The sequence below is a fragment of the Cellulosimicrobium sp. 22598 genome, from assembly GCF_052044445.1.
GTDB lineage: Bacteria > Actinomycetota > Actinomycetes > Actinomycetales > Cellulomonadaceae > Cellulosimicrobium > Cellulosimicrobium cellulans_G.
Genome location: NZ_JBQEMZ010000001.1, coordinates 55,367 through 80,472 on the forward strand (window position 1 = coordinate 55,367; position 25,106 = coordinate 80,472).

At 77.7% G+C, this 25,106-nt stretch carries 22 protein-coding genes and 1 pseudogene; 9 read left to right on the plus strand and 14 right to left on the minus strand.

Annotated features, from left to right (window positions below):
• The first annotated feature begins 87 nt into the window (after positions 1-87).
• Positions 88-1,110, plus strand: a complete 1,023-nt coding sequence (locus tag ACTJIY_RS00235) for a LacI family DNA-binding transcriptional regulator (RefSeq protein ID WP_290444590.1) — start codon at positions 88-90, stop codon at positions 1,108-1,110.
• Between the two features lie 162 nt (positions 1,111-1,272).
• On the opposite strand, the gene ACTJIY_RS00240 is transcribed toward ACTJIY_RS00235, so the two are convergent.
• Entirely contained in the window at positions 1,273-2,613 is a 1,341-nt protein-coding gene (locus ACTJIY_RS00240; protein ID WP_440673172.1) for an APC family permease, read from the minus strand.
• A gap of 201 nt (positions 2,614-2,814) precedes the next feature.
• On the opposite strand from ACTJIY_RS00240, the gene ACTJIY_RS00245 reads away from it, so the two are divergent.
• Both ACTJIY_RS00245 and ACTJIY_RS00250 read left to right on the plus strand, forming a co-directional pair.
• Complete coding sequence (locus ACTJIY_RS00245; protein ID WP_440673171.1) at positions 2,815-3,864, plus strand: NAD-dependent epimerase/dehydratase family protein; 1,050 nt, start codon at positions 2,815-2,817, stop codon at positions 3,862-3,864.
• Positions 3,861-5,201, plus strand: coding sequence for a UDP-glucose dehydrogenase family protein (locus ACTJIY_RS00250; protein ID WP_440673170.1), 1,341 nt, complete (start codon positions 3,861-3,863; stop codon positions 5,199-5,201). The genes ACTJIY_RS00245 and ACTJIY_RS00250 overlap by 4 nt, the downstream gene beginning before the upstream one ends.
• A gap of 25 nt (positions 5,202-5,226) precedes the next feature.
• Here ACTJIY_RS00250 and ACTJIY_RS00255 read toward each other — a convergent pair whose 3' ends face one another.
• Genes ACTJIY_RS00255 through ACTJIY_RS00290 form a run of 8 tightly spaced genes read right to left on the minus strand, consistent with a single transcriptional unit; the run spans position 5,227 to position 15,947 of the window.
• Complete coding sequence (locus ACTJIY_RS00255) at positions 5,227-6,309, minus strand: glycosyltransferase family 9 protein (RefSeq protein ID WP_440673169.1); 1,083 nt, start codon at positions 6,307-6,309, stop codon at positions 5,227-5,229.
• Positions 6,306-7,040, minus strand: a complete 735-nt coding sequence (locus tag ACTJIY_RS00260; RefSeq protein WP_440673168.1) for an SDR family oxidoreductase — start codon at positions 7,038-7,040, stop codon at positions 6,306-6,308. Before ACTJIY_RS00260 ends, ACTJIY_RS00255 begins: the two co-directional genes overlap by 4 nt.
• On the minus strand, positions 7,037-9,268 hold the full coding sequence (locus ACTJIY_RS00265) for a PfkB family carbohydrate kinase (protein ID WP_440673167.1): 2,232 nt from the start codon (positions 9,266-9,268) through the stop codon (positions 7,037-7,039). Before ACTJIY_RS00265 ends, ACTJIY_RS00260 begins: the two co-directional genes overlap by 4 nt.
• Positions 9,265-10,539 (minus strand): glycosyltransferase, encoded by a 1,275-nt coding sequence (locus tag ACTJIY_RS00270; protein ID WP_440673166.1) that lies wholly within the window; start codon positions 10,537-10,539, stop codon positions 9,265-9,267. The genes ACTJIY_RS00265 and ACTJIY_RS00270 overlap by 4 nt, the downstream gene beginning before the upstream one ends.
• On the minus strand, positions 10,536-11,534 hold the full coding sequence (locus ACTJIY_RS00275; protein WP_440673165.1) for a glycosyltransferase family 4 protein: 999 nt from the start codon (positions 11,532-11,534) through the stop codon (positions 10,536-10,538). Before ACTJIY_RS00275 ends, ACTJIY_RS00270 begins: the two co-directional genes overlap by 4 nt.
• A complete protein-coding gene (locus ACTJIY_RS00280) occupies positions 11,531-12,607 on the minus strand; it encodes a glycosyltransferase family 9 protein (RefSeq protein WP_440673164.1) in 1,077 nt (358 codons plus the stop codon). Before ACTJIY_RS00280 ends, ACTJIY_RS00275 begins: the two co-directional genes overlap by 4 nt.
• Positions 12,604-14,274 carry an HAD-IIIA family hydrolase gene (locus ACTJIY_RS00285; protein WP_440673163.1) on the minus strand — a complete coding sequence of 557 codons (1,671 nt, stop codon included), beginning with the start codon at positions 14,272-14,274 and terminating at the stop codon, positions 12,604-12,606. The genes ACTJIY_RS00280 and ACTJIY_RS00285 overlap by 4 nt, the downstream gene beginning before the upstream one ends.
• Complete coding sequence (locus ACTJIY_RS00290; RefSeq protein ID WP_440673162.1) at positions 14,271-15,947, minus strand: carbamoyltransferase family protein; 1,677 nt, start codon at positions 15,945-15,947, stop codon at positions 14,271-14,273. The genes ACTJIY_RS00285 and ACTJIY_RS00290 overlap by 4 nt, the downstream gene beginning before the upstream one ends.
• A 187-nt stretch (positions 15,948-16,134) precedes the next feature.
• Between ACTJIY_RS00290 and ACTJIY_RS00295 the strand changes: the two genes are divergently transcribed.
• Positions 16,135-17,574 carry an aldehyde dehydrogenase family protein gene (locus ACTJIY_RS00295; RefSeq protein WP_440673161.1) on the plus strand — a complete coding sequence of 480 codons (1,440 nt, stop codon included), beginning with the start codon at positions 16,135-16,137 and terminating at the stop codon, positions 17,572-17,574.
• Positions 17,571-18,365: an MBL fold metallo-hydrolase gene (locus ACTJIY_RS00300; RefSeq protein ID WP_440673160.1), complete on the plus strand. Its 795-nt coding sequence runs from the start codon at positions 17,571-17,573 to the stop codon at positions 18,363-18,365. Before ACTJIY_RS00295 ends, ACTJIY_RS00300 begins: the two co-directional genes overlap by 4 nt.
• 126 nt (positions 18,366-18,491) lie before the next feature.
• On the opposite strand, the gene ACTJIY_RS00305 is transcribed toward ACTJIY_RS00300, so the two are convergent.
• Genes ACTJIY_RS00305 through ACTJIY_RS00315 form a run of 3 tightly spaced genes read right to left on the minus strand, consistent with a single transcriptional unit; the run spans position 18,492 to position 20,537 of the window.
• A complete protein-coding gene (locus ACTJIY_RS00305) occupies positions 18,492-19,115 on the minus strand; it encodes a DUF3618 domain-containing protein (RefSeq protein WP_439157604.1) in 624 nt (207 codons plus the stop codon).
• Positions 19,112-19,624, minus strand: a complete 513-nt coding sequence (locus tag ACTJIY_RS00310) for a phage holin family protein (RefSeq protein ID WP_440673159.1) — start codon at positions 19,622-19,624, stop codon at positions 19,112-19,114. The genes ACTJIY_RS00305 and ACTJIY_RS00310 overlap by 4 nt, the downstream gene beginning before the upstream one ends.
• Positions 19,608-20,537 carry a hypothetical protein gene (locus tag ACTJIY_RS00315; protein ID WP_440673158.1) on the minus strand — a complete coding sequence of 310 codons (930 nt, stop codon included), beginning with the start codon at positions 20,535-20,537 and terminating at the stop codon, positions 19,608-19,610. The genes ACTJIY_RS00310 and ACTJIY_RS00315 overlap by 17 nt, the downstream gene beginning before the upstream one ends.
• Positions 20,538-20,812: 275 nt before the next feature.
• Here ACTJIY_RS00315 and ACTJIY_RS00320 point away from each other — a divergent pair, with 275 nt between their 5' ends.
• The 4 genes from ACTJIY_RS00320 to ACTJIY_RS00335 all read left to right on the plus strand — a co-directional run bounded on the left by ACTJIY_RS00320 (position 20,813) and on the right by ACTJIY_RS00335 (position 23,671).
• On the plus strand, positions 20,813-21,070 hold the full coding sequence (locus ACTJIY_RS00320; protein ID WP_353709144.1) for an acyl carrier protein: 258 nt from the start codon (positions 20,813-20,815) through the stop codon (positions 21,068-21,070).
• A 117-nt stretch (positions 21,071-21,187) separates the two neighbouring features.
• Positions 21,188-22,420, plus strand: a complete 1,233-nt coding sequence (locus ACTJIY_RS00325; protein ID WP_440673157.1) for an iron-containing redox enzyme family protein — start codon at positions 21,188-21,190, stop codon at positions 22,418-22,420.
• Positions 22,413-23,414, plus strand: coding sequence for a glycosyltransferase (locus tag ACTJIY_RS00330; RefSeq protein ID WP_440673156.1), 1,002 nt, complete (start codon positions 22,413-22,415; stop codon positions 23,412-23,414). Before ACTJIY_RS00325 ends, ACTJIY_RS00330 begins: the two co-directional genes overlap by 8 nt.
• 35 nt (positions 23,415-23,449) lie before the next feature.
• Positions 23,450-23,671, plus strand: a complete 222-nt coding sequence (locus ACTJIY_RS00335) for a CDGSH iron-sulfur domain-containing protein (protein WP_440697213.1) — start codon at positions 23,450-23,452, stop codon at positions 23,669-23,671.
• Here ACTJIY_RS00335 and ACTJIY_RS00340 read toward each other — a convergent pair.
• A pseudogene (locus ACTJIY_RS00340) lies at positions 23,611-24,458 on the minus strand (SDR family NAD(P)-dependent oxidoreductase). The gene ACTJIY_RS00335 and the pseudogene ACTJIY_RS00340 sit on opposite strands and share 61 nt — an antisense overlap.
• On the minus strand, positions 24,455-25,060 hold the full coding sequence (locus tag ACTJIY_RS00345; RefSeq protein WP_353709149.1) for a DUF2231 domain-containing protein: 606 nt from the start codon (positions 25,058-25,060) through the stop codon (positions 24,455-24,457). The pseudogene ACTJIY_RS00340 and the gene ACTJIY_RS00345 overlap by 4 nt, the downstream one beginning before the upstream one ends.
• Positions 25,061-25,106: the final 46 nt, after the last annotated feature.

The following is a 25,106-nucleotide window of genomic DNA, read 5'->3' on the forward strand; positions in this document are numbered from 1 at the left end:
GAGATGCTCGGCCTGTCAACACCGTCTGTGCGACGCGGTGCCGGTAGGGTGCAAGGGTTCTCGGACGCGAGCCGTTGGAGGGGAGCCATGACGCTCACGCGTGTTGCGCAACGTGCCGGCGTGTCGGCCTCGACGGCGTCGCGCTACCTGCGCGGGCAGCTCAACGTCCAGCCGGAGACGGCGGCGCGGATCGACGCCGCGGTGCGCGAGGTGGGGTACGTCGTCCCCGCGCCCGGCCCGGCGGCGCGCGAGCACGAGCGCCGCACCGGGGTCGTCGCGCTCGTCGTGCCCGACTTCGTCAACCCGTTCTTCACCGCGCTCGCGGAGGAGGTCGCACGCCTCGCGGGCGACCGCCGGGTCCCGCTCGTCGTCGCGCTGTCGACCCGGCACGGCGACGCGGAGTCGGGCCTCGGGCAGCTCCTCGCGAGCGACGGGTCGCTCGGCGGCGTCGTGTACGTGGGCATGTCGCGCACCGACGACCGGCTCGCGCGCGCCGTCGCGGACGGGCTGCCCGTCGTCGTCATCGACGAGGAGGTCGACCTCGACCTGCCCGTCGAGACGATCACCGTCGACAACTACGGCGGTGCCTACCAGGCCACGAGCTACCTCGTGCAGCAGGGGCACCGGCGCATCGCGCACGTCGCCGGACCGGCCGAGCTGTCCACGACCCAGGACCGCCTGCGGGGCTACGTCGACGCGATGCACGACGCCGGCCTCGACGTCGACCCGGACCTCGTGCGCCACGGCCCGTACACCGAGCAGTTCGGCGCCTCGACGTTCCCCTACCTCACGCGGCCCGGGAACGCGCCGACGGCCGTGTTCGTCGGCAGCGACATCGTCGCCGTCGGGATGCTGGGCGCGGCCGAGCTGCACGGCATCTCCATCCCCGACGACCTCTCGGTCGTCGGGTGCGACGGCATCCGCGTCGGCCAGTGGCTGCGCCCCAAGCTCACGACGCTCGAGCAGCCCGTCGCGGCGCTCGCGCTCGCCGCGATGGACGCGATCGAGCGGTCGATGACGGGCGAGCGTCGGACCGGGGCGCCCGCCCGCACCGTCCTGCCCCTGCACCTCGTCGTGCGGGGCTCGGTGTCGCGGCCCGCCGACCGCTGAGGGGTTCTCCGCCGTCGTGCCTCACGTCGCGACCAGCGGCGAGTGAAGAGCACGACCGCAGCGCCCGCGGCTAGCGGTCCACGGGCGGCACGGAGCAAGGCGGCGCGGACCAGGTGCCGTTCTCTGCGCACCGGGTCCACGGTTCCCCCTCCGTGCGGATCGTCATGCCGCGCGCGCGTCCGCGGCCCGTCGGGTCCAGCGCACGACGACGTACAGCACCGCGCCGACGGCGAGCAGGATGCCCGCACGCAGCCACGTCACGGCGTCCTGCTGGGTGAGCAGCAGGACGCACGACGCCACGCCTAGCACCGGCACGACCGTCGCGACGCGGAAGTGCGGCGCGTCGACCGGGTCGCGTCGCAGCACGAGGACCGCGACGTTCGTCGAGGCGAAGACGAGCAGCAGGAGCAGCACGACGGTCTCGGCGAGCCCGGCCACGTCGCCCGTGAAGACGAGCCCCATGGCGACCGCCGTCGTCACGACGATCGCGACCCACGGGGTGCGGCGGTGCGGGAGCACCCGGCCGAGGACCGACGGGAGCAGGCCCTGTTCCGCCATGCCGTAGGCGAGCCGGCTCGACATGATCATCGTCAGCAGCGCGCCGTTCGCCACGGCGATCAGGGCCACGAGCGAGAACACCCACGCAGGCACGGACCCCTCGGCGTCGACGACCTCGAGCAGCGGGCCCGTGGACCCGGCGAGCGTCTGCGGGTCGACGACCGCGACGGCGGCCACGCCGACCGCCACGTAGACCACCCCGGCGGTGACGAGCGCCCCGAAGAGCGCGCGCGGGTAGGTGCGCCGGACGTCGCGCACCTCCTCCGCGAGGTTCGCCGAGGTCTCGAACCCGACGAACGAGTAGTACGCGAGGATCGCCGCCGCGAGGACGGCGAGCGCCGGCGTCGTGCCCTCCGCGAACTGCGTGACCCGCCCCGGGGAGCCCTCGCCGCGGCCCAGCACGACCGCGGCCAGCACGACCACGAGGACGAGGCCGGACAGCTCGATCACGGTCATCGCGACGTTGGCGCGCAGCGACTCCTTGATGCCGCGCGCGTTGAGCGCGGCGACGAGCGCGAGGAAGAGCACGGCCACGAGCCGGTCGGGCGCGTCGACGAAGGTCGCGAGGTAGTCGCCCGCGAACGCGAGCGAGAGCCCCGCCGCGCTCGTCACCCCGGCGGCGAGCATGGAGAACCCGACGAGGAACGACACGAGCGGGCTGCGGAACGCCCGGTCGGCGAACACCGCCGCGCCCCCGGCCCGCGGGTACTTGGTGACGAGCTCGGCGTACGAGCCGGCGGTGAGCAGGGCGAGGCCCAGCGCCACGAGCAGGGGCAGCCACACCGCGCCGCCGACCTCGCCGGCCATCTCGCCCACGAGCGCGTAGACGCCCGCGCCCAGCACGTCCCCGAGGATGAACAGGTAGAGGAGCCGGCCCCCGACCGACCGGGACAGCCGGGTCTGCGGGTCGACGGCCTGGTCCTGGGGTGCCGGGGGTGCGCTCATCGGGTCACCGTGCCACGGGCCCGTCCCGCTCGCGGCCCGGGCGGCGACGGCCCGCGGGCAGGCCGGCGGGAGCGTGTGCGAGCCGGGTGGGCCCGTGCGAGCGTGGAGGTCCCGGGTCCAGCAGCGAGCCCGTCCGCAGGAGCGTGACCGGCCGGGACCAGGCGTCGTCGGCCCGTCGCGCGCGGTCGCGAGGAGACGAGCATGGGCGACACGTCGGTGGTGCGAGGCGCGGGCTCGACGGGACGTCGTGCGCGCCGTGCCGTGGTCCTGGGCGGCGCCGGGTTCGTGGGCAGCCACGTGTGCGAGGCGCTCGTGGCCCGGGGCACGGAGGTCGTGTGCGTGGACGACCTGTCGACGGGCGAGGTCCGCAACCTCGACGCGCTGCGCGACGAGCCCCGGTTCCGGTTCGTGGAGGCCGACGTCAGCGCGGGGATCGACGTCCCGGACCCCGGCCGGGTCGACCTCGTGCTGCACCTCGCGTCGCCCGCCTCGCCGGTGGACTACCTGCGGCTCCCGCTCGAGACCCTGCTCGTGGGCTCGGCAGGGACCCGCCACGGGCTCGAGCTCGCCGGGCGGGCCGGGGCACGGTTCGTGCTCGCCTCGACGTCGGAGGTCTACGGGGACCCCGACGTGCACCCGCAGCGCGAGGACTACTGGGGCCACGTGAACCCGGTCGGCCCGCGCAGCGTCTACGACGAGTCCAAGCGGTTCGCCGAGGCGACCACGGCCGCGTACCGCCGCGCGCGCGGCGTGGACGCGGGCATCGTGCGGATCTTCAACACCTACGGGCCGCGCATGCGCGGCCACGACGGGCGCATGGTGCCCACGTTCGTCCGCCAGGCGCTCGCGGGCGAGCCGCTCACCGTGGCGGGCGACGGCTCCCAGACCCGCTCGGTCTGCTACGTGGACGACCTCGTGGACGGGATCCTCGCCTTCGCCCGCTCGGACCACCCGGGGCCCGTGAACCTGGGCGACCCCACCGAGCTCACCGTGGCCCGCGTGGCCGAGGACGTGCTCGCCGCGACCGGCAGCGACGCGGGGATCGTCCACGTCGACCTGCCCGAGGACGACCCCCGCCGCCGTCGACCCGACACCGCGCTCGCGGAGCGCGTCCTCGGCTGGCGCGCGCGCACGCCCTGGCCCGAGGGCCTGGCCCGCACGGTCGCGTGGTTCCGCGAGGAGGCAGGGCGCGGACCCGCCGTGGCGGTCGCGACCGGCGCCGCCGGGGGGTCGGGAGGGGCGGACGCATGAGGCTCTCGGTGCACGGGTGCGGCTACCTCGGGGCCGTGCACGCCGCGGCGATGGCACGGCTCGGCCACGACGTCGTCGGGGTGGACGTCGACCGCGCCCGGGTCGACGCGCTCGCCGAGGGCCGGGCGCCGTTCTTCGAGCCGGGGCTCACGGCGCTGCTGGCCGGCTCCGACGGTCCCGGCTCCCTGACGTTCTCGACCGAGGCCGCGCGCGCCGCGGGCTCGGACGTCCACTTCCTGTGCGTCGGCACGCCGCAGTCGGCCGGGAGCGGGGTGGCCGACCTGCAGCAGCTCGACGCGGCGCTCGCCGCGCTGCGCCCGCACCTGCGGCCCGGCGCGGTCGTGGTCGGCAAGTCGACGGTGCCCGTCGGGACGGCGGAGCGGCTCGCCCGCGACCTGCCCGACGGCGTCGGCCTCGCGTGGAACCCCGAGTTCCTGCGCGAGGGTCACGCCGTCGTGGACACGCTGCACCCCGACCGGCTGGTCTACGGCGTGCCCGACGACGGCGACGCCCTCGTGGCGCGCCTCGACGCGGTCTACGCGCGGCTCCTGGACGACGGCGTCCCGCGCCTCGTGACCGACCTCGCCACGGCGGAGCTGGCCAAGGTGGCGGCGAACGCGTTCCTCGCGACGAAGATCTCGTTCGCGAACGCGGTCGCGGAGGTGTGCGAGGCCGCGGGCGGCGACGCCGTCGCGCTCGTCGGCACGATGGCGCTGGACCGCCGCATCGGCGGGGACTACCTGGGGGTGGGTCTCGGGTTCGGCGGCGGCTGCCTGCCCAAGGACATCCGCGCGTTCGCGGCCCGGGCGCGCGAGCTCGGCGTCGGGCCGGCCGTGTCCTTCCTCGACGAGGTCGACGCGATCAACGACCGCTGCCGGGACCGGGCGGTCGAGCTCGCCCGCGCGGCGTGCGGCGGCTCGCTCGCGGCCCGGCGGGTCGCCGTGCTCGGTGCCGCGTTCAAGCCCGACAGCGACGACGTGCGCAGCTCGCCCGCGCTCGCGCTCGCTCGGGCGATCGCCGCCGAGGGCGCCGACGTCGTCGTCACCGACCCCCAGGCGCTGGCTCTGGCGCAGGCCGCCGCCCCCGAGCTCGGGTACGCGGCCGACGCGCGCGAGGCTGCCGCCGGGGCCGACGTCGTCGTCCTCGCGACCGAGTGGGACGAGTACCGCGCGCTCGACCCGGACGACCTCGTCGGCGTCGTGCGCGCGCCTCGCCTCGTCGACGCGCGCAACGCCGTCGACCGCGGCCGGTGGCGCGCGGCGGGGTGGGACGTGCGCGCGCTCGGCGTCGCCGGCGTCCGCGCGGGACGGCCGCGGTCGAGCAGCCCGACGGCGTAGCCGGCGGTGAGCAGCGGCGACGAGGTCAGGCCCGCCGCGGTGCCACCGCGAGCAGCGCTCGGGCCGCGGCCACGACCTCGTCGACGGTGACCCGGTCGAGCGCCGGGTCGAGGGCGGCGGCGTGCGGGTCGCCGCGGTATCCGTCCGGCTGCCCACCAGGCCGCGCGGACGCCGCGTCGCCGCCGTGCCAGAGCACGACGTGGCGCTCCGGGTCGATCGCCGGGCCCCACGCCGACGGCGGGGTCGGCCCGAACAGGACGACCGACGGGGTGCCGAACGCCGTCGCGAGGTGCGCGACGCCCGTGTCGCCGCACACCACGAGGCGCGCGGTCGCGACGACGTCGGCGAGCGCGCGCAGGTCGAGCGTGCCCGCGGTGTCGGTCACGGCGCCCGTCGCGCTCGTCGCCTCCGCGAGGGACGCGGTGGCGTCCGCGACGACGCGCGCGCCGAGGTCGCGCTCGTCCGGGCCGCCCGTGACGACGACGTCGTGCCCCGCGACGGCGAGGTCGCGCGCGACGGCGGCGAAGCGGCCCGCGGGCCAGCGCCGGGACCCCGAGGCCGCACCCGGGTGGACGACGACGTGCCGCCCGCGCGACGCGGGCGGGTCGAGCCGCAGGTCCTCGCGCGAGCACGCTCCGCCCGCGGCCGTGACCAGGCGGCACCAGCGGTCGACCTCGTGCTCGTCGGGGTCCCAGCCCGGCCCGGCGACGCCCGCCTCGCGCGACGCGAACGCGACGACGTGCTCGGGCGCGGTGTCGAGGAGCACGCGGTGGCTCTGGGGCCCGCTGCCGTGCAGGTTCACGGCGACGTGCCCGGAGGGCGGGGCGCCGGACACCGCCTCGGACTCCTCGACCCACGCGAGGGGTGCGAGGCCCTGCGCGGGCACGACGCCGTCGACGAGCCCGAGGTCGCGGAGCCAGCCGCCCACCTCCTCCGGCGCGGCGAGCAGGACGCGGCGCCCGGGCCAGGCGCGCCGCACGCCGCGCAGGGCCGGGACCGCGGTGAGCGCGTCCCCGAGCCCGAGCGCGCGCAGCACGAGGACCGTGCCCGCGTCCTGGCCCCCGAGCCCCGGCAGGTCGGGCGCGAGCCCGGTGGCGTCGGTCGTCACGGCCACGACGTCTCGCCGGACGCCATGACGAGCATCTCGCGGATCTCGCAGCCGACCGGCTGGCGCAGCGCCGTCACGACGGCCGCCGCGGTCGCGCGCGGGTCGTTGAGGTCGGCGTCCGGGCCAGGCTTGTACTGCTCGGTGCGGCCGTCGAAGAACGCGGTGCGCATCCCGCCGGGCACGAGGCACGTCACGCCGACGCGTCCCGCGAGCTCGGCGGCGAGCGCCTGGGAGAACCCGCGGACGGCGAACTTGGACGCGCAGTACGCGGTCGCGTCGGACACGCCCTTGAGGCCGAGGGTCGACGCGACGGTGACGACCGTCCCGCGCCGCTCCTCGAGGAACGGCAGCGCGGCGCGCACGACGGCGACCGTCCCGAAGAGGTTGACGCGCACGACGCGCTCCCACGTCTCGACGTCGATCTCGTCGAGCCGCCCGCACGCGTCGGTGCCCGCGGCGGTGACGACCGCGTCGGGCGGGCTGACCTCCAGGGCCAGGCGCTCGACCGCCGCAGCCGCCGCGGCCGAGTCGGACAGGTCGACGACGGCGTGGGGCGCACCGCCCGCGGGCGCGACCCGGTCGAGGACGACCGGTTTGCCGCCCGCCGCCGTGACGGCGTCGACGAGCGCGGCGCCCAGGCCGCTCGCGCCGCCCGTGACGTAGACGGTGCCGAGCTCGCGCGGGGCCGGGGCCCGGTCGGGCTGCGGGGTGGTCGAGGTGGTCGAGGTCATGCGGTGGTCTCCTCCGTCAGGGTCGGGAGCCCGGGCGCGAACCGCCCGGAGCGTTCGAGGATCGAGGTCGTGGAGCGGCCGTCGACGTAGGGCAGGACGACGACCCGCCCGCCGTGGCGCCGGACCACCTCGGCCTCGGGCAGGGCCTCCTCGGTGTAGTCGCCGCCCTTCGCCCACACGTCCGGGCGCAGGCGGTCGAGCGCGGAGCGCGGGTCGTCCTCGTCGAACACGACGACGGCCGACACGCAGTCGAGCGCGGCGAGGACGCGGGCCCGGTCGGCCTGCCCGACGACGGGTCGCTGCGGCCCCTTGAGCCGCCGCACGGACGCGTCGCCGTTGAGCAGGACCACGAGGTGGTCGCCGAGACGCGCCGCAGCCTCGAGCGTCGCGACGTGGCCCGCGTGCAGGATGTCGAAGCACCCGCCGGTGGCGACGACGGTGCCGCCCGCCGCGCGCAGCCGCGCGGCCACCGCCTCGGGCCCGCCCGGGTCCTGCGGCGAGGCCGCGTCGGAGGCAGCCCCGACGACGCGGGGTGCGCGGTCCGGCACCCCGTCCGTCACCGCGTCGGGCGCGCGCCGACCCGGGACGTCGGCGCGGCGCCGGTAACCCTCGGCGCCGCCGGCCGCGACCCAGGCCGAGGCCGAGGCGACCGCCGCGACGACCGCCTCGACGAGCTCGGCGCCCCGGGCGAGCGCGACCGCCGCCGTCGAGGCGAACCGGTCGCCCGCGCCGCAGGGGTCACCGTGCGCGACGGTCGCGGGCACGTACGCGGGCTCCCCGTCGGCGCGCGCGACGAACGCTCCGTGCTCGCCCGCGGTGACGCACACCGCCCGCACGCCCCAGGCGGCGGCGAGCGCCCGGGCCAGGCCGCCCGGGTCGTCGGCGCACGCGTCGAGCCCGAGGGCCTCCGCCGCGTCGAGCGCCTCGGCGAGGTTGGGCGTGACGAGCGCGGTCCCGGGCACGGGCGCCCCGCCGCGCGGGTGGGGGTCCCACACGACCGTCCGGTCGCGGGTCGCGTGCTGGAGCGCGTCGCGCACGGGGCCGGCGTGCGTCGTGCCGGCCCCGTAGTCCGAGACGAGGACGACGTCGGCGCCCGCGAGCGCCGCCCGCACGGAGCGCTCGGGCACGTCGTCGGGACCCGCCGGACCGCCGTCGTCGACCCGGACGACGGTCTGCCCGCCCGAGCGCACGCGGGTCTTGCGCCGCGTGGTGCCCACCTGGGGCAGCGCCACGACGTCGAGGTGCGGACGCAGCAGCGCACGCAGCTCGCCGCCCGCCTCGTCGTCGCCGAACGGCGCGACGAGCCGCACGCGCGCCGCGTCGGCGGCGAGCAGGGCCGTCAGCCCCGCGCCACCGGGGCTGCGCCGGACGCCGAGCGTGTCGACCACGGGCACGGGCCCGTCGGGGGAGAAGCGCGTCACCTGGCCGTCGACGTCGCGGTCGAGCAGCACGTCGCCGACCACGACGACGCGCGGGCCCTGCGCTGCCGTGGACGACGGCGGGGGGACCGCGGCGGACGCTGCGGCGGGATCCTGCGCGGCCCGTCCGTCCACGGACCCGTCGCCGGGCAGACCGTCGGGCGGGGCACCGGGCGCGTCGTCCCGGGCGGCCGCCTCCCGGTGGCGCACGTGCGCGTCGAGCGCCGCGCACAGCGCGTGCACGACGACGAGGTGGAGCTCCTGGACCGACGACGTCGACGCCCCGCGCAGGGCGAGCACGTCGTCGCACGCGGCGGCCAGCGCGCAGTCCCGCGGACCGGTGAGCGCCCACGTCGTGAGGCCGAGCTCGCGCGCCCGGCGGGCTGCGGCGACGACGTTCTCGCTCTCGCCCGACGTCGACAGCAGCACGAGGACGTCGCCCGGCCGCCCGTGCGCGGCGACCTGCCGCGCGTACATCTCGCCGACGCCGTAGTCGTTGACGATCGCGGTGAGGCTCGACGTCTCGGCGTGCAGGCTGATCGCGGAGAGAGGCGTCCGCTCGCCGTCGAAGCGCCCCACGAGCTCGGCCGTGAGGTGCTGCGCCTCGGCGGCGCTGCCGCCGTTGCCCGCGACGAGCAGCCGCCCGCCCGCGAGCACGGTGTCGGCGAGCCGCGCGCCCCACGCGTCGAGGCGCCCGGCCTCGGCCGTGAGCAGGTCGAGGCCGTCGTGCAGGTCCGCGGCGTGCTCGCGCAGCCAGCGTCGCGCCGCGTCCTGCGGGCCGGCGCTGCCCCCGGGCCGGTGCGCCGTCACGGTGCGCTCACCGCCCGCAGCGCGGCGCGGGCACCGACGACGGGCCGTGCGCGCCCCGGCTCGGCGCGGCGCGCGGCCACGACGAGCTCGTACGACTCGGCGGTGGCGGCCGCGACCGTCGACCACCCGTACAGGTGCTCGGCCCGAACGCGCGCGGCCGAGCCCAGGCGCTCCGCGAACGCCGGGTCGTCGGCGAGCCGCCGGAGGGCCGCCGCGAGCGCCCCGGGGTCCCGCGGTGGGACGAGCAAGCCGGTGCGCCCGTCGACGACCGAGTCGAGCAGGCCGCCGACGGCCGCGCCGACGACGGGGCGTCCGCACGCGGCGGCCTCGAGCGGGACGATGCCGAACGGCTCGTACCAGGGGTCGCACACCACGGCGTCGGCGGCGTGCATGAGGTCGCGCACGTCGTCCTGGGTCACGCTGCCGACGAACCGCACCCGGTCCGGCACCCCCGACGCGTCCGCGACCGCGCGCAGCCGGAGCACCTCGGGGTCGTGGTCGAGGGCGTCCGCGGCCGGTCCGCCCGCCACGACGAGCTCGGCGCCCGGCAGCTCCGCGAGCGCCTCGATCACGGTGTCCACGCCCTTGCGCTCGACGAGGCGGCCGACCGAGAGCAGGCGCAGGCGTCCGGGCTCGCGGTGCAGGTGGTCCGAGCGGTCGGCGTCGGGCAGGAAGCGGCCGAGGTCGACCCCGCAGGGGACCACGTCGATGCGGTCGGGGTCCGCGCCGAGCGCGACGAGCTCGGCGACCTCGTCGGCGCACGTCGCGACGATCCGGTCGACCGCGCGGCACAGCAGGCGCTCGCGGGCCACGCGCTCGGCCGGGCTCGTGTCGTGCGCGCCCTGGTGGCGGCGTTTGACGGACCCGAGCGCGTGGAACGTCTGCACGAGGGGGACCCCGAGCGCGGGCGCGGACAGCAGGCCCGCGATCCCGGACATCCAGAAGTGCGCGTGCACGACGTCGGGGCGCGGCCCGGGCTCGACCCAGCGCCGCAGCAGGTCCGCGCCGAACGCGTCCATGTGGGGGAGCAGGTCGTCCTTGGGCACGGCCACCGGCGGGCCGGCGTCCACGTGGACGACGTCCACGCCGCGCGCGAGGGGCACGCGCTCGGGGAGGGACGCGTCGTCGCGGCGCGTGAACACCTCGACGCGGTGGCCCTGGGCGCCGAGCCGGGTGGCGAGCGACGCGACGTGGACGTTCTGCCCGCCCGCGTCGACGCCGCCCAGCGCGGCGAGGGGGCTGGCGTGCTCGGAGATCATCGCGATCTTCATGAGGTCACCTCCGTCAGGACCGTGTCCCAGCGCCGCAGGAACGCGGCGTGGGAGTAGTGCTGGAGCACGTGGGCGCGTGCCGCCCGGCCGTGCTCGCGGGCGTCGTCGGGGTCGGCGAGCCAGCGCCGCGCGGTCGCGGCGAGCTCGTCGGGACGGGCGCTGAGGAGCCCCGCGGCCGGGGGCACCGCGACGGGCGCCTCGGTGGTCGGCAGCGCGAGGACCGGCATCCCGAGCGCCATCGCCTCCAGCAGGGAGAGCCCGAGGCTCGTCCAGCGGTACGGGTGCAGGTAGACGCGCGACGTCGCGAGGCGCGCGTGCATCGCGGCCTGGGGGACGTCGTCGTGCAGCCGGTGGGGGAGGTCCCCGGGCGGCTCGGCGAGGTGCTCGGCGAGCTTGCCGACGCCCATGCCGTAGACGTCGACCGGCACGTGGCGGCCCAGCCCGACGAGCACGTCGGTCCCGGCGACGCGCCAGCGCCGCACGGGCTCGTTGACGACGGCCCCGACGCTCGCCCGCTCACCGGTGTACAGCGGGCCGGGGTCGGGGACGCCGTGATCGACGACGAGCGTGCGCGCGTCGCCCGTGTCCCACATGAGCGCGTTGAACGCCGTGACGTGCACGATCGGCACGAGGCCCTCCTCGACCACGTCGAGCTCGGCGAGGGGGTGCCGGGTCGCGGCCGCATGGCCGGTCGGGGCGTTGTGCTCGACGTAGACGGCGGGCACGTCGCGGCCGGGCACGAGCCCGGTCCAGCGGCGCAGCAGCTCGACCTCCTCGGGGCGCTGGAGCACCACGACGTCGATCGACCCGTCCGCCGCGAGGTCGGCGAGCTCGTCCGGCGCGACCTCGCGCGCCCCGGGCGGCCAGTCCCAGGTGCGCGCGCGGCCGCGGCCGTCGGGCCCGCGGTCGGGGACGACCGGGACCAGGTACTCGTGGCCGCCGGCGACGAAGGACGTCGCCCACGACCCGTGCACGTGCCACACGAGGATCCTCATCGGGTCACCCCCACGGTCCGGGGCAGGGACGCGCGGGGCGCGGGCGTCCCGACGACGTGCGGTGCGGCGAGGCGGTCGACCGCCGCCACGACGTCGGCGGGGTCGACGCCCAGGCACGGGTGGCCGGGCACCGGGCACAGCCGGGCGCGGGTGCCGCGGCACGCGGCCTCCTGGTCGCCGAGCAGGACGGTCGGCACGCCCCACGGCGCCCAGCGCTCCGCGGGGACCACGGGGGCGAAGAGCGACACGACGGGCGTGCCGACCGCGGCGGCCAGGTGCGCGGGACCCGTGTTGCCGACGACGACGCAGCGGGCGCCGGCGAGCACCGCCGCGAGACGCGCGAGGTCCGTGCGCCCCGACAGGTCCCGCGCGCGCCCCGCGGCGACGTGCGCCGCGAGGTCGGTCTCGCCCGGCCCGCCGCTGACCACGACCTCCCGGCCCGACGCCGCGAGCGCCGCGACGACGTCCCGCGCGTGGTCGGGCGCGGGGGCACGCGCGGGCACGGACGCGCCGGGGTGGACGACGACGTACGGCCCGGCCGGGACGAGGTCGCTCACGTCCGGGAGGGGGCGACGCACGCGCAGCCGGTCACCGTCGGGCGGCGCGCCGAACCCCGCCGCGCGGACGAGGTCGAGCGCGGCCTCCACCTCGTGCAAGCCGTCGGGTCGTGCGTGGCGCACGTCGAGGAGCGAGCCGGGGTAGTCCTCGCTCACCGCGGCGACGTGCTCGACCCCGGCGAGCCGCAGGAGCATCGCCGCGGGCAGCGGGCTCTGGTGGAACGACGTGAAGACCACGGCCGACGCGTAGCGCCGCGCGGCGAGCGTCGCGACGAGGTCGAGCACGCGTGCGCGGTCGACGGGCGGAGGTCGGTAGCCGGACCACGGGGCGTCGAACACGAGCACCTCGCGCACGTCCGGGAGCAGCCCCGCCGCGGCGTGCCCGGCGGGGGAGGCCAGCACGTCGACCCGCCCGCCGCGCGGCGCGACCGTGCGCGACATGGCCCGGACCGCCGGGCCGGTGAGGAGGACGTCGCCGTCGCTGTCGAGGCGCACGGCGAGGACGTCGGCGCTCATGCGGCACGCTCCCCGGTCCGGGACGCGTCCGGCGTGTCGGCCGCGTCCGGGTCGGCGTCGGTGGGGTCGGCGTCGGTGGGGGTGGCGGCGCCGGGCAGGCGGCCGTCGAGCGCGCGGATGGCCCCGGCGAGGTCGGCCGCGACGACCGGCGCGGCGGCGACCTCCTCGGGGCGGGTCAGAGGCGTCGGCACGAGGACCGGCGTCGCGCCCGCGGCGAGCGCCGCGCCCACGTCGGCGCCGATGTCGCCGACGACCGCGCACCGCCACGGCTCGACGCCGAGGTCGGCCGCCGCGGCGAGCACCAGGCCCGGGCCGGGCTTGCGGCACGCGCACCCGTCGTCGGGCGCGTGCGGGCACACCTGCCACGTGTCGAACGGGCCGAGCAGCTCCTCGACGCGCGCGTTCACGGCGTCGACCTGCGCGCGCGTGAGGAGCCCGCGCCCGACGCCGGACTGGTTGGACACCACGCCGAGCCGGACCCCGCGGGCCCGCAGGTCGTCGAGCACCGCGCGGGCGCCGTCCACGGGACGCACCGCCGCGGGGTCGCCGGTGTACGGGACGTCGTGCACGAGCGTGCCGTCGCGGTCGAGCAGCACGGCGGCGAGCGGCGGCGGCCAGGGCTCGAGCCCGCGCCGGGCGGCGAGCGTGCCGACGACGCGGTGCCGCACCGCGGCGAACGGGATGGCGGCGCTCGTCCACGCCATGCGCCGCAGCTCGGGCCCGAACGCGTCGTCGCCCGGACGCGGCCCCGGCGCGAGGCGGCGGCCCAGGAACTGGGCGGTGAGACCGGCCCAGGCGAGGGCGCCGAGCGCGGCGACGCGCGGGCGGCGTGCCAGGAGCCCGCCGACGCCGGCGGCGGCGGCGGCGACGGTCGCGACGTGCCACGCGAGGCGGCCGCGGCCCGTCTCGGCACGCTCGCGCCAGCGGGGTCCGTGCAGGGCGCGGAACGTCGCGTCGTCGCGCGTCCCGGCCTGCACGCGCAGGCTCACCGCGTCGTCCGCGGGGCGCACGGGGTGGGTCGTCGTGCGCGTGCCGCGCACGAGCTCCCAGCCCGCCTCGCGGACGCGCAGCGCGAGGTCGGCGTCCTCGCGGTAGGCGCGGGGGAAGCGCTCGTCGAACCCGCCGACCTGCTCGAGGGCCGCGCGCCGGTACGCCATGTCGGCGGTCGCCCACGCCGCGCGCTCCAGGCCGGCGGTCCCGCGCTCCCAGTCCGTCGGCCGGCGGTCAGTCGGCAGCGGCACGTGCAGGCGGCCCTGCACGCCGCCGGTGCGGGGCGTCTTCGCCGCGAGGTCGTGCGCGAGGTGGCGCGCCCACCCGGCGGGGAGCTCGACGTCGTCGTCGAGGAGCACGACCCACGGCGCGGTCGTCGAGCGCCACCCGGCGTTGCGCGCGGCGGCCGGGCCCCGGCCCCCGGTGCGCACGACGCGCGCGCCGAGCGCACGGCCGGCGTCCCCGAGGTCGAGCGGGTCGGGCACCGGGGCGGTCGTGCCGGGCCGCGGCAGCCGGCGGTCGTCCGCGACGACGACCTCGGCCGGCCCCGGGGAGTCCGGGCCGTCGGCCTGGGCGACGAGGGTCTCCAGGAGCCGGTCGAGCGACGGGCGGCCGATCGAGGGCACGACGACGGCGTACGGCACCGCGCCGGCGGGGCGCGCGACGGGCGTGCTCATGCCTCCACCTCCGTCGGCGCGGCGAACACGCCCGGCCGTCGCACGAGGTGCGGGCCCAGCACGAGCGCGTCCACGGGCGCCGAGCCGAAGAGCTCGAGCGCGTCGCGGGGATCGTCGACCATGGGCCGGCCCGCGGTGTTGAGGCTCGTGTTGACGACGACCGGCAGCCCGGTGAGGTCCTTGAACGCGCGGATCGTCGCCTGGAGGCGGGGCGTGGAGTCGTCGACGGTCTGGATGCGCGCGGTGCCGTCCACGTGCACGACGGCCGCGATGCGCTCGCGCCACGCGGGCGCGACGTCGTGCACGAAGAGCATGTAGGGGCTGGGGACCGGGCCGCCGGAGAAGATCTCCGGGGCGTCCTCCAGCAGCACCATCGGGGCGACCGGGCGGAACTGCTCGCGGCCCTTCACGTCGTTGAGCCGTTCCAGGTTCGCCACCGGTCCGGGGTGCGCGAGCAGCGAGCGGTGCCCGAGCGCGCGCGGCCCGAGCTCGGCGCGGCCGTCGAACCACGCGACGATCCCGTCGTCGGCGAGGATCCGTCCGACCTCGGCGGGCAGGTCGTCGGGCGTCGTGAACGGCACGTGCGCCGTGCGGAGCCACCGGGCGAGCGCGTCGTCGCCCCACGCCCGGCCGAGCGCGGCCGAGCCCATGGGCTCCACGGTGTCGCCCGCCTCCGCGGCGAGCTGGAGCGCGGCGCCGAGCGCCGTGCCGGAGTCGCCCGCCGCGGGCTGGACCCAGACCTCCTCGAACGGAGACTCGCGCCAGACGCGCGAGTTCGCGACGCAGTTCAGCGCCGTCCCGCCGGCCATGGTCAGCACGCGGTCCCCGGTCTGCCCGTGCAGCCACGTGGCGAGGTCGACGAGGACCTCCTCGAGCCGGGCCTGCACGGAGGCCGCCAGGTCGGCGTGCTCCGCCAGCCCGCCGTGGTCGGTGCCCCACGTGCCGTCGTCGGTGCGCGGGGGCGCCCACCGCTCCCAGTCGGGCACCTCGGCGACGAACCCGCCGTCGCCGGTCGCGTAGAGGACCTCGCGCAGGTCGTCCAGGAAGCGCGGCTCGCCGTAGGAGGCGAGCGCCATGACCTTGTACTCGTCGCTCGACCGCAGGAAGCCCAGGTGCTCGGTGAGCGACTCGTAGACCAGCCCGAGGGAGTGCGGCAGCTCCTGGCTCGCGAGCACCTCCAGGCGGCCGTGGTCGTAGCGGCCCGCGAGGTGGGACGAGCGCTCGCCGCGGCCGTCGAGCGACAGCACGCTCGCGACCGGGAACGGGGAGGCGAGCGCGGCCGACGCGGCGTGCGCGACCTCGTGCGGCACGAACCGCACCGTCGACGGCGACAGGCCCGGCAGCGCGGTGGCGAGGAACTGCGGCGCGCGCTCGGCGTACTGCACGCGCAGCCAGTCCCACGGGTCCGGCAGGCCCATCTCCTCGGCGGGCTTGGCCAGCGCCGGGTCGAACGAGTACGCGACGGCGTCGAGGTCCTGGGGGCGCAGCCCGCCCTCCTCGAGGCACCACGCCATCGCCTTCTCGGGCAGCTCCCAGGCCGCGAACGGCAGCGGTCGCTTGCCGTGCTTGCGCCGCGAGAAGCGCTCCTCCTCCGCGGCGGCGACGACGCGCCCGTCGACGACGAGGGCGGCGGACGGGTCGTGGAACAGGGCGTTGACACCGAGGACGCGCATGGGGCTGCGAGCCTCCCTGGATCGGGTCAGGCTCGTGGTGCGCCTCGAGAACGTGGGGCACCGCCTGACGCGTGCGGGTCGGCTCTGCTGCAACCCCGAACTTCACCCTCACCCGGAGAAGCGCTTCTCGCACGCCCACGGCGCACCTATGGGTAGTTCTCTTCGTGTCACTCGCCGGGAGGCCCGCATGACCACGTCCACCGCCCCCACTACCTCGCGCGACGACCTCGCCGCACCCGCCCCGGAGGACCGCCGTATCGAGCGGACCGACCCCGCGACCGGGCAACCCGCCGCCCCTGTCCGGTGCGCGACGGCCGACGAGGTCGACGCCGCCGTGCGCGCCGCCGCGGCCGCGTGGCCCGCGTGGCGCGCGACGGCCCCGGCCGACCGCGCCGCCGCCCTGCGCGCCGCGGCGCGGTCCGTGCGCGACGCCGCCGGCGAGCTGGGCGCGCTGCTGCGGGCGACGACGGGTCGGCTCGAGGCCGAGGCGCGCGGCTCGGCCGAGGTGGCGGCGGACCTGCTCGACGAGGCCGCGGTCGCGGGTCTCGGACGGGCGGGCCGCGTGCTCGCGGGCGACCCCGCGGCGCTCGACGTCGTGCGCCGCGAGCCGCGCGGCGTCGTCGCGGTGGTCACGCCCTGGAACGACCCGTACCCGGCCGCCGCCGGGCTCCTCGCCGCGGCGCTCGTCACGGGCAACGTGGTCGTGCACAAGCCGTCCGAGCGCAGCGACGCCCCCGGGGTCCGCCTGGCCGAGCTCGTGGCCGCGGCCCTGCCCGCGGACGTGCTGCGCGTCGTCAGCGGGGACGGGGCGACCGGGGAGGCGCTCGTCGGGCACGACGGCGTCGCGCTCGTCGCGCACGTCGGCTCGACGGCCGCGGGGCGCCGGATCGCGGCGGTCGCCGGGGCGCGCGGGGCGAAGGCGCTGCTCGAGAACGGCGGCAAGGACCCGCTCGTCGTCGACGCGGGCGTGGACCCCGTCGTCGCCGCGCGCCAGATCGCGACGGGCGCGTTCACCAACGGCGGGCAGCTCTGCACCGCGGTCGAGCGCGCCTACGTCGTCGAGGAGGTCGCGGACGCCGTCGTCGCCGAGCTCGCGCGCCTCGCGCACGAGGTCGTGGTGGGCGACCCTGGCGACGACGCGACGACGATGGGCCCGCTCGTGGACGAGGACCAGCTCGCCGTCGTCGACGCGCACGTCCAGGGAGCGCTCGCGGCCGGCGCCCGCGCCGTGACCGGTGCGCGCCGGCTCGACCGTCCCGGGTCGTACTACGCGCCGACCGTGCTCGACCGGTGTCCGGACGACGTCGGCCTGCTCACCGTCGAGACGTTCGGGCCCGTCGCGCCGGTCGTGCGCGTGGCGGACTTCGACGAGGCGCTGCGCCGGGCGTCGGCGTCGGCCTACGGGCTCGCGGCGACGGTGCTCACGCCGTCGCTCGCGCACGCGCTGCGCGCGGCCGACGTGCTCGACGTCGGCACGGTCAAGGTCAACGCGGTGTTCGGCGGCGCGCCGGGCGGGTCGGCCGACCCGCGCCGCGGCAGCGGCGGGGGAGCGGGATACGGGCCGGACCTGCTCGACGAGATGACCGTCCGCAAGGCCGTCCACCTCGAAGCGCTGGGGGAGCCGTGAGCCGCGCGAACGCGACGCTCACGTTCGGCGGGACGGCGACCGCGCTCCTGCGGTTCGGACGCTTCACCGTGCTCACCGACCCCAACTTCCTGCACCGGGGCCAGTGGGCCTATCTCGGCACAGGCCTCGCGTCGCGGCGGCGCACCGAGCCCGCGATCGGCCCGACGGGCCTCCCGCCGCTCGATGCGATCGTCCTGTCCCACCTGCACGGCGACCACTTCGACCGCGTCGCGCGGCGCGGCCTGACGAGGCGGGTGCCGCTCCTCACCACGCCGTCCGCGGCGCGGCGCCTGGCGCGGCACCACTTCGCGACGGTCGGCATGCCGACCGGCACGATCGAGACGTTCCGCTCGGGCAAGGAGACGCTCGACGTGGAGTCGGTCCCGGCGATCCACGCGCGCGGCGTCCTGCGCTCGCTCCTGCCGGAGGTCATGGGCACCGTCTACACCCACCGCGTGGACGGCGACCGACAGACCCAGGTCTACGTCACGGGCGACACGCTCACCGGCGACCACGTCGACGTCGTCGCGCACGCCTTCCCGCACCTCGACTCGGTCGTCGCGCACCTCGGCGGGACGCGGATCCTCGGCCGGACGGTGACGATGGACGACGTCCAGGGGGCCGACCTGGTGCGTCGGGTCGGGGTGCCGCTCGTGGTGCCGGTCCACTACGACGACTACGGGGTCTTCCGCAGCCCGCTGCGCGACTTCCTCGCGCGATCGCCGGAGCTCCCGGGGGTCGAGCTGCGCCCCGTCGTCCGCGGTGCGACCGTCAGCCTCCGCGTCGACTGAGCGCCTCCGCCGGACCGGTCGCCGCACGTCGTGCCCCCGTGCATCGGCTCACGACGTGGTGTGGAGGAAGGTCGACGACGGCCCGGGTGACGAGGTCTCGTCTCCCGGGCCGTCGGTGCGTCGGGCTCAGCCCTCCCGGACCTGGTCGCGGACGTCGGCCGCGGCCTCCTTGCCGTGCTGGCCCACGGACTGCGCGGCGTCCTTCGCGGCGTCGCGGACGGCCTCGGCACCCTCCTTCGCGGGCTCCTTGAGGTCCTGCACGACCTCCTGCGCGGTGGACTTCACGTCCTCGACGAGCGGGGCCGCCTTCTCCTTGACGCCGACGGCGGCACGCTGCTCGGCGCGGCTGGACGGGAGGAGCGACGCGACGACGAGGCCGACGCCGAACGCGACGAGCCCGACGGCGAGCGGGTTGCCCTGCGTCTGCTCGCGCACCGCGCGCGGCGCGGAGCCCACGGTCTCGGCGACCGAGGACGCGGTGCTGCGCGCCGAGTCGGCGACCGACGACGCCGCCTCGCGGCCACGCTCGGCGACGCCGTGCGACGCGTCGCGGGCGGAGTCCGCCGTGTCGTGCGCCGTGCCCATGACCCGGTCCTTGACGCTCGTCACGCCGGACCGCACCCGGTCCACCTGGCGTCGCGCCACGTTGCCGGGCTTGACCTTCTCCCCGAGGGCGTCGACGTCCCGGCTCAGCTCGGTCCGCGTGCGCTCGATGTCGGCCCGGATCTCCTCCGGATCGCTGGTGCTCATGAGTTCTTCTCCTCGTGTCCTCGGACGGCGTTCGGGATCTTCTTGAGGGTGTCCGTGGTCTCGGGCATGCCCTCGACCGTGCGCAGCTCCGTGCGTCCGCGCGCCGCGAGGACCGCGGCGACGATCGCCCACAGCACCGCGACGACGACGGCCGACCAGCCGCGGCCCATGACGGCGCCGAGCGCCCACCACAGCGCGACGGAGAGGAACAGCAGGACCATGTGGCCCGCCACCCCGGCGCCGGCGAGCATGCCGGCGCCCTTCCCGGCGCGCTGCGCGGACTGCTTGGCCTCGGCCTTGGCGAGCTCGACCTCCTGGCGCATGAGGGTCGACAGGTCACGGCTCACCTCGGCGACGAGCTCGCCGAGGCTCTGCTGCTCGCCGGTCCCCGTCGGGCCGGCCGCGCCCGCGGCGGTCGCCGGGGCGGGCGGGGCGCCCGGGTCGGGCCCGCTGCCCGCCGTGTGCCGGGCGGTGTGCGCCGCGGCGAACGGGTCAGGGATGGACGACATCGGGGCCACCTCCCGGTCGGCCGGCGCCCGTGCCGGACGTCGTCGGCGGGAACGTCGGCGGCGTCGGGTCCCCCTCCGCCGAGGTCGCGACGTCCGGGTCCTGGTCGAGCCGGTCGTTCGCGAGGCCCGGGTACGCCCCGGCGGTCCCGATGTCGGGCTCGCCCCGCGTCCCCGTCGTCCTGGCGGTGCCGGTCCCGCTCGTGCCGGCCGTACCACCGAGGCCCGTGGTACCGGTCGACCCCGTGGTCCCGGCGAGTCCCGCGGTCCCGGTCGTCCCCGTGCTGCCGGTCGACGTGCCGACGGGCGCGGCGTGCGCGCCGCGCGTCCCCGACGTGCCCGCGCCGGACGCGTCGTCGCCGCGGTCCGAGCCGGCGCCCGGCGCGTCCTTCATGCCGCGCACGAGCCGCCCGACCAGGAGGCCCGCGCCGGCGGCGAGGAGGAGGAACGTGCCCGGACGACGCCGGGCGAAGCTCTCGACCTCGTGCAGCACGGACGAGGGCTCGCGGTCCTCGAACCACTGCGCCACCTGCCCGGTGACGTCCCCGGCGCGCCGCACCAGGTCGGTGGCGTAGCCCGGGTTCTCGGTGCCGTCCGCCATCTGGCGGAGCTCGTCGCCGAGGGACCGCAGCCCGCCCGCGAGGCGCTCCTGCTGCGTGCGCGCCTGCGCGCTGAGCTCGGTCCTCGTCTGGTCGACCAGACCGCGCGCGCGGTCCGTCGCCTCGTGCGCGACGTCGCGCGCCTTCTCCTTCGCGTCCTGCGCGACGTCGCGGCCCGCGTCGCCCACGTGGGACGCGGCCTCGCTCGCGCGCTCCTTCACCCCGGTCGCGGCGCTGCCGCTCTCGCCGGTTCCCTGCGTCGTCCCGGCACCCGGCGAACCGGGCCCCGAGCCGTACGGCACGTTCGTCTCGCTCATGGTCGGACTCCCGTCGTCGTCGCCGCGCTGGTGCGGCGTGACTGGCGACGGAGCAGAGAGGCCGTGCCGGGCTCTCGCTCCGCCGGTACGGCCACCTCCTGGACCACCTCTCACGGTAGGCCGGGGTCGTCCGCACACAACCGGGGCGCACCCCCGGGCCCCCGGTTGCGAGCGCCCGCGGCCTTGCGACGGTGGGAGCGGTCGAGCAGCCGGCCGCCACCGTGCCGGGCGCCGCCCGGCCGTACGGCGCCCTCGGGCGCAGGAGGTCCACGATCATGGCCACAGGAGAGACCGGGTTCGACGACGTCACGTTCGACCTCATCTCGGTGCAGTACCACTCGCTCAAGGCCGGGCACGACTACGGCCAGTACGTGCGGGACGCCCGCAACGCGGGCAAGGAGGAGATCGCCGCCTTCTTCGAGAAGGTCATGGCGGAGGACTCCGAGCGTGCCCAGCAGTGCCACCGCTTCCTCGCCGAGCTCACGCGGCACGGGACGTCCGCCACCTCACCGCAGGGGTCCCAGCAGGGCTGAGGCGGCGACGGGGCCGGCACGAGCCGCGTCCCGGCTCGCGAGCGCGGCCGACCCTGGGGAGCATGGCGGTGGCGTCGAGCAGGGGCGCCGTCCGCGCGAGCGCGAGGAGCCCCCAGCATGACCTCCACCGCCGTCCCCGCCCAGACCGCGCCCGCCGCACCGGCGTCCGCGACCGCACGTGCGGCGACCGAGCCCGTGCCCGACGCCCTCGCGGCGCCCGGCACGGGTCGGCTGCCGCTGCCGCGACCGCGCGGTCCGCTGACCGCGGCGCTCGTGAGGGCTCTCGTCGACGGCCCGCCCGGGGACGACGCGGCCGAGCGGCTGCGTCCCGTCCGGGACGCCCTCCCGGTCGCCCTGGACGCCGCCGCCGGGCGGGTCCTGCGCGACGACGACGTGCAGCTCGCCCTCACGGTCCTCTACGAGCTGCACTACCGCGGGGTGGACGGCGTCGACGACGCGTGGGAGTGGGCTCCGGCGCTGCTGGCCGTCCGCGCGCGCCTGGAGGTCCCCTTCGAGGCCGCCGTGCGCGAGCGCGCGGGCCGGCCGGCGTGCACGGAGACGGACGCCGCGGGGGTGGCCCGCCGGCTCTTCGAGCTCGCCGCCGCCGACGACGGCCCGAGCCTGTCGCGCTACGTCGCCAAGCGCGCGGACGCGGAGCAGGTGCGCGAGCTGCTGGCGCTCAAGTCGCTGTACCAGCTCAAGGAGGCCGACCCGCACACGTGGGCGGTGCCGCGGCTCGCCGGGACGCCCAAGGCCGCGCTCGTGGAGATCCAGGCCGACGAGTACGGCGGCGGTCGACCCGGCCGGATGCACGCGGAGCTCTTCGCGCGGGCGATGCGCGGCGTCGGGCTCGACGACACCTACGGGCGCTACGTCGACGCCGTGCCCGCGGTGGTCCTCGCGGCGGTCAACACGATGTCCCTGTTCGGCCTGCACCGCCGGCTGCGGGGCGCGGTCGTCGGGCACCTCGCGGCGTTCGAGATGACGTCGTCGGTGCCCAGCCGCCTCTACGGCAACGGGTTCCGGCGCCTGGGCCACGACGCGGACACGACCTGGTACTTCGACGAGCACGTGGAGGCGGACGCGGTCCACGAGCAGATCGCCGCGCGCGACCTGGCCGGCGGCCTGGCGGAGCAGGAGCCCGCGCTGCGCGACGACGTCCTGCTCGGCGCGGCCGCGTGCCTCGCCGTCGAGGGCGACGTCGCCGCGCACGTGCTCGAGCGCTGGCAGGCGGGCGGGTCCGCGCTGCGCGCGCCGCTCGACCCGCCCCTGCCGGACCAGGCGTCGAGCCCGTCGTCGAGCCGGTCGTCGAGCAGGGCCGCCGAGGGCGGTGACGCGCCCGGTGCGTGACGCGACCTACGTGCTCCCGCTGCGCCGCGACCGGTTCGACGCGTGTGCGACGACCGAGCTGTCCCGGTACCTCGGGGACCTCGTGAGCCACGTGCACGTCGTCGTGGCCGACGGGTCGCCGGCCCCCGTGCGCGCGCTCCACGCGGCGTCGTGGGGCGACGCCGTCCGGACGGTCGCGGTCGCCGCGCCGCCGCCGGGGTGCAACGGCAAGGTCGTCGGCGTCCTCGCCGGCCTCGCCGCGGCGACCACCCCGGCGGTCGTCGTCGCCGACGACGACGTGCGGTGGGACGTCGCGACGCTCGACCGGGCGCTCGCGGCCCTCGACGAGGCGGACGTCGTCGTGCCGCAGAACGTGTTCGACCCGGCGCCGTGGCACGCGCGGTGGGACACCGCGCGCTCGCTCGTGAACCGTGCGCTCGGCCACGACTGGGCGGGGACGCTCGTGCTGCGCCGTGACGCGCTCGGGCCGCGGGGGTACGACGCCCGGGTGCTGTTCGAGAACCTCGAGCTCGAGCGCACCGTGCTGGCCCGGGGCGGGCGCGTCGCGCACCGTCCGGACCTCGTCGTCGTCCGCCGGCCGCCCGGCGTCGGCGCGTTCCTCGAGCAGCGCGTGCGGCAGGCGTACGACTCGTTCGCCCAGCCCGCGCGCCTGGTCGCCGAGCTCGCGCTGGCGCCGCTCCTGGCCGCGTGCGTCGTCGGGGCGGCGCGCTCGGACGGCGCACGACGCGCGGCGGGGACGGCCGCGGTCCTGGTCGTGCTCGGGAGCGCGGTCCTCGTCGCGGAGGTCGGGCGGCGCACCGCCGGGGGAGCCGCCGCGTGGCCCCCGACGGCGGCCCTCTGGGCGCCCGCGTGGCTGCTGGAGCGCGCGGTGTGCGTGTGGGCCGCGCTCGCGTGGCGCCTCCGTGGGGGAGTGCCCTACCGCGGGACGCGGATCCGCTGCGCCGCGCACTCGGTGGCCGCGCTGCGGCGCGCGACCGGGGCGGGGTCACGGTGACGGGCGAACCGCGCGGGCGCGCGGAGGAGGTCGTCGTGACGGCCTGCCCCGACGGCCCGCTGCTCGTGCGCGGCCCCGCCCGCCTCGTCGACCAGGAGGGGCACGAGATCGAGCGGCACCGCGCGACCGTCGCGCTGTGCCGCTGCGGCGGCACGGCCATCCCGCCGTGGTGCGACGGCACGCACAAGGTCAACGGCTACCGCAGCGGTGACGACGTCGGCCCCGCCACGGCGAGCGAGGCCGGGACGGGCGCGTAGAACCAGCCGTGGAACGCGGCGCGGGCCGGCTGGGGCAGCACCCGCGCGGCGGCGAGCATCACGCCGCCCTGGACGCCCGTGACCACCTCGGGGTTCCCGCGGAGGAGCGCGTCCACCGCCCGCCGCGCCACGGTCGCCGCTCGCGGCTTGGGCAGGCGGCCCACGTGGGTGCGCTCCATCCCCGCCTCCCGGAAGAACGGCGTGCGCGTCGGGCCCGGCAGGAGCGCGGTGACCGTGACGCCCGTCCCGGCGAGCTCGCCGCGCAGCGACCACGCGAAGGAGCGCAGGAACGCCTTCGACGCGGCGTACCCGGCGAAGTGCGGGGCGGGCATCTCCCGGCGACGGACGACGTGACGAGGATCCGGCCGCGGCCCTCCGCCAGGAGGTCCGGCAGGAGCAGGTGCGTCAGGTGCGCCACCGAGCGCACGTTGAGGTCCAGGAGGCGCAGCTGGTCCTCGAGCGGGGTGCGCGCGAACGCGCCGTGCACGCCGACCCCCGCGTTGAGGGCGACGGTCGAGACGCCGAGGTCGCGAGCGCGCCGGGCGGTCGTCTCGACCCCGCGGGGCGTCGCCAGGTCGACCGTCAGTCCCTCGTGCGCGCCGCCGTGCGCGGCGAGGTCGCGCACGGTGGGCTCGACGTCGCGGTCCGCGACCACGAGCACGTCGTCCCCGCGGCGGGCGAGCTCGACCGCGAGCGCGCGCCCGATCCCGCTCGTCGCGCCGGTCACGAGGGCGGCGCCGCGGTCCGCCGGCGGCAGCGCACGCCGGGCGGGTCGTGCCGCGGTCACGGCAGGTCCGGGGCGTCGTCGTCGCCGAGCGCGACCTCCGCGGGCGGCTCCCGCAGCGCCTGGGCGAGGTGCCCGCCAAGGAACGCGCTCGCCCCGGCGACGGCGTAGCCGAGCGTCGAGACCGCGACCCCGGCCCGGTGCCGCCCGCCGCGGCGCAGCAGCCACGACGTCCCGTAGAGCAGCGAGACGCCGGTGTTGAGCGCCGCGTGCACCGCGCCGACGCGTCGGGCACGCCGGTCGACGTCGAGGTAGTCGGCGAGACCGGTCAGTGCCGTCGGCGCGACGGCCAGCACGCCCAGCCCGACCAGCCGCTGCGCCGCCGGGGCGCTCCGCTCGCCCCCGACGAGGTCGAGCACGGCGGCGCTGGTCCACAGGCCGACGGGGACGTCGGTGAGGGTCGCGTGGAGCGCGTGGCCCAGCGAGCGGCCGTGCAGCTCCTCGCGCAGCCGACCGTGGGAGGGGACGACGGCGAGCGCCACGCCGCGGACGGCGCTGGAGAGGTCGTCGAGCGCGGTCGAGTCCTCGAGCCGCCGCGCGAGGCGCAGGAGGACGGGGGTGCCGGCGTCGTCCGGGATGGTGGTGCTGCTGCGCGGCTCGGACATGGGCGCTCCTCGTGTCGTCGCGCTCCCGTTCTCGAAGCCCTGGGTC

Bases quoted from the DNA above. Each gene is read 5' to 3' on its own strand.
- ACTJIY_RS00260 (WP_440673168.1), bottom strand. From the start codon at position 7,040: ATGACCTCGACCACCTCGACCACCCCGCAGCCCGACCGGGCCCCGGCC.
- ACTJIY_RS00235 (WP_290444590.1), top strand. From the start codon at position 88: ATGACGCTCACGCGTGTTGCGCAACGTGCCGGCGTGTCGGCCTCGACG.
- ACTJIY_RS00285 (WP_440673163.1), bottom strand. From the start codon at position 14,274: ATGAGCACGCCCGTCGCGCGCCCCGCCGGCGCGGTGCCGTACGCCGTC.
- ACTJIY_RS00320 (WP_353709144.1), top strand. From the start codon at position 20,813: ATGGCCACAGGAGAGACCGGGTTCGACGACGTCACGTTCGACCTCATC.
- ACTJIY_RS00325 (WP_440673157.1), top strand. From the start codon at position 21,188: ATGACCTCCACCGCCGTCCCCGCCCAGACCGCGCCCGCCGCACCGGCG.
- ACTJIY_RS00270 (WP_440673166.1), bottom strand. From the start codon at position 10,539: ATGAAGATCGCGATGATCTCCGAGCACGCCAGCCCCCTCGCCGCGCTG.
- ACTJIY_RS00275 (WP_440673165.1), bottom strand. From the start codon at position 11,534: ATGAGGATCCTCGTGTGGCACGTGCACGGGTCGTGGGCGACGTCCTTC.
- ACTJIY_RS00240 (WP_440673172.1), bottom strand. From the start codon at position 2,613: ATGAGCGCACCCCCGGCACCCCAGGACCAGGCCGTCGACCCGCAGACC.
- ACTJIY_RS00295 (WP_440673161.1), top strand. From the start codon at position 16,135: ATGACCACGTCCACCGCCCCCACTACCTCGCGCGACGACCTCGCCGCA.
- ACTJIY_RS00245 (WP_440673171.1), top strand. From the start codon at position 2,815: ATGGGCGACACGTCGGTGGTGCGAGGCGCGGGCTCGACGGGACGTCGT.
- ACTJIY_RS00310 (WP_440673159.1), bottom strand. From the start codon at position 19,624: ATGTCGTCCATCCCTGACCCGTTCGCCGCGGCGCACACCGCCCGGCAC.
- ACTJIY_RS00345 (WP_353709149.1), bottom strand. From the start codon at position 25,060: ATGTCCGAGCCGCGCAGCAGCACCACCATCCCGGACGACGCCGGCACC.
- ACTJIY_RS00280 (WP_440673164.1), bottom strand. From the start codon at position 12,607: ATGAGCGCCGACGTCCTCGCCGTGCGCCTCGACAGCGACGGCGACGTC.
- ACTJIY_RS00250 (WP_440673170.1), top strand. From the start codon at position 3,861: ATGAGGCTCTCGGTGCACGGGTGCGGCTACCTCGGGGCCGTGCACGCC.
- ACTJIY_RS00290 (WP_440673162.1), bottom strand. From the start codon at position 15,947: ATGCGCGTCCTCGGTGTCAACGCCCTGTTCCACGACCCGTCCGCCGCC.
- ACTJIY_RS00315 (WP_440673158.1), bottom strand. From the start codon at position 20,537: ATGAGCGAGACGAACGTGCCGTACGGCTCGGGGCCCGGTTCGCCGGGT.
- ACTJIY_RS00305 (WP_439157604.1), bottom strand. From the start codon at position 19,115: ATGAGCACCAGCGATCCGGAGGAGATCCGGGCCGACATCGAGCGCACG.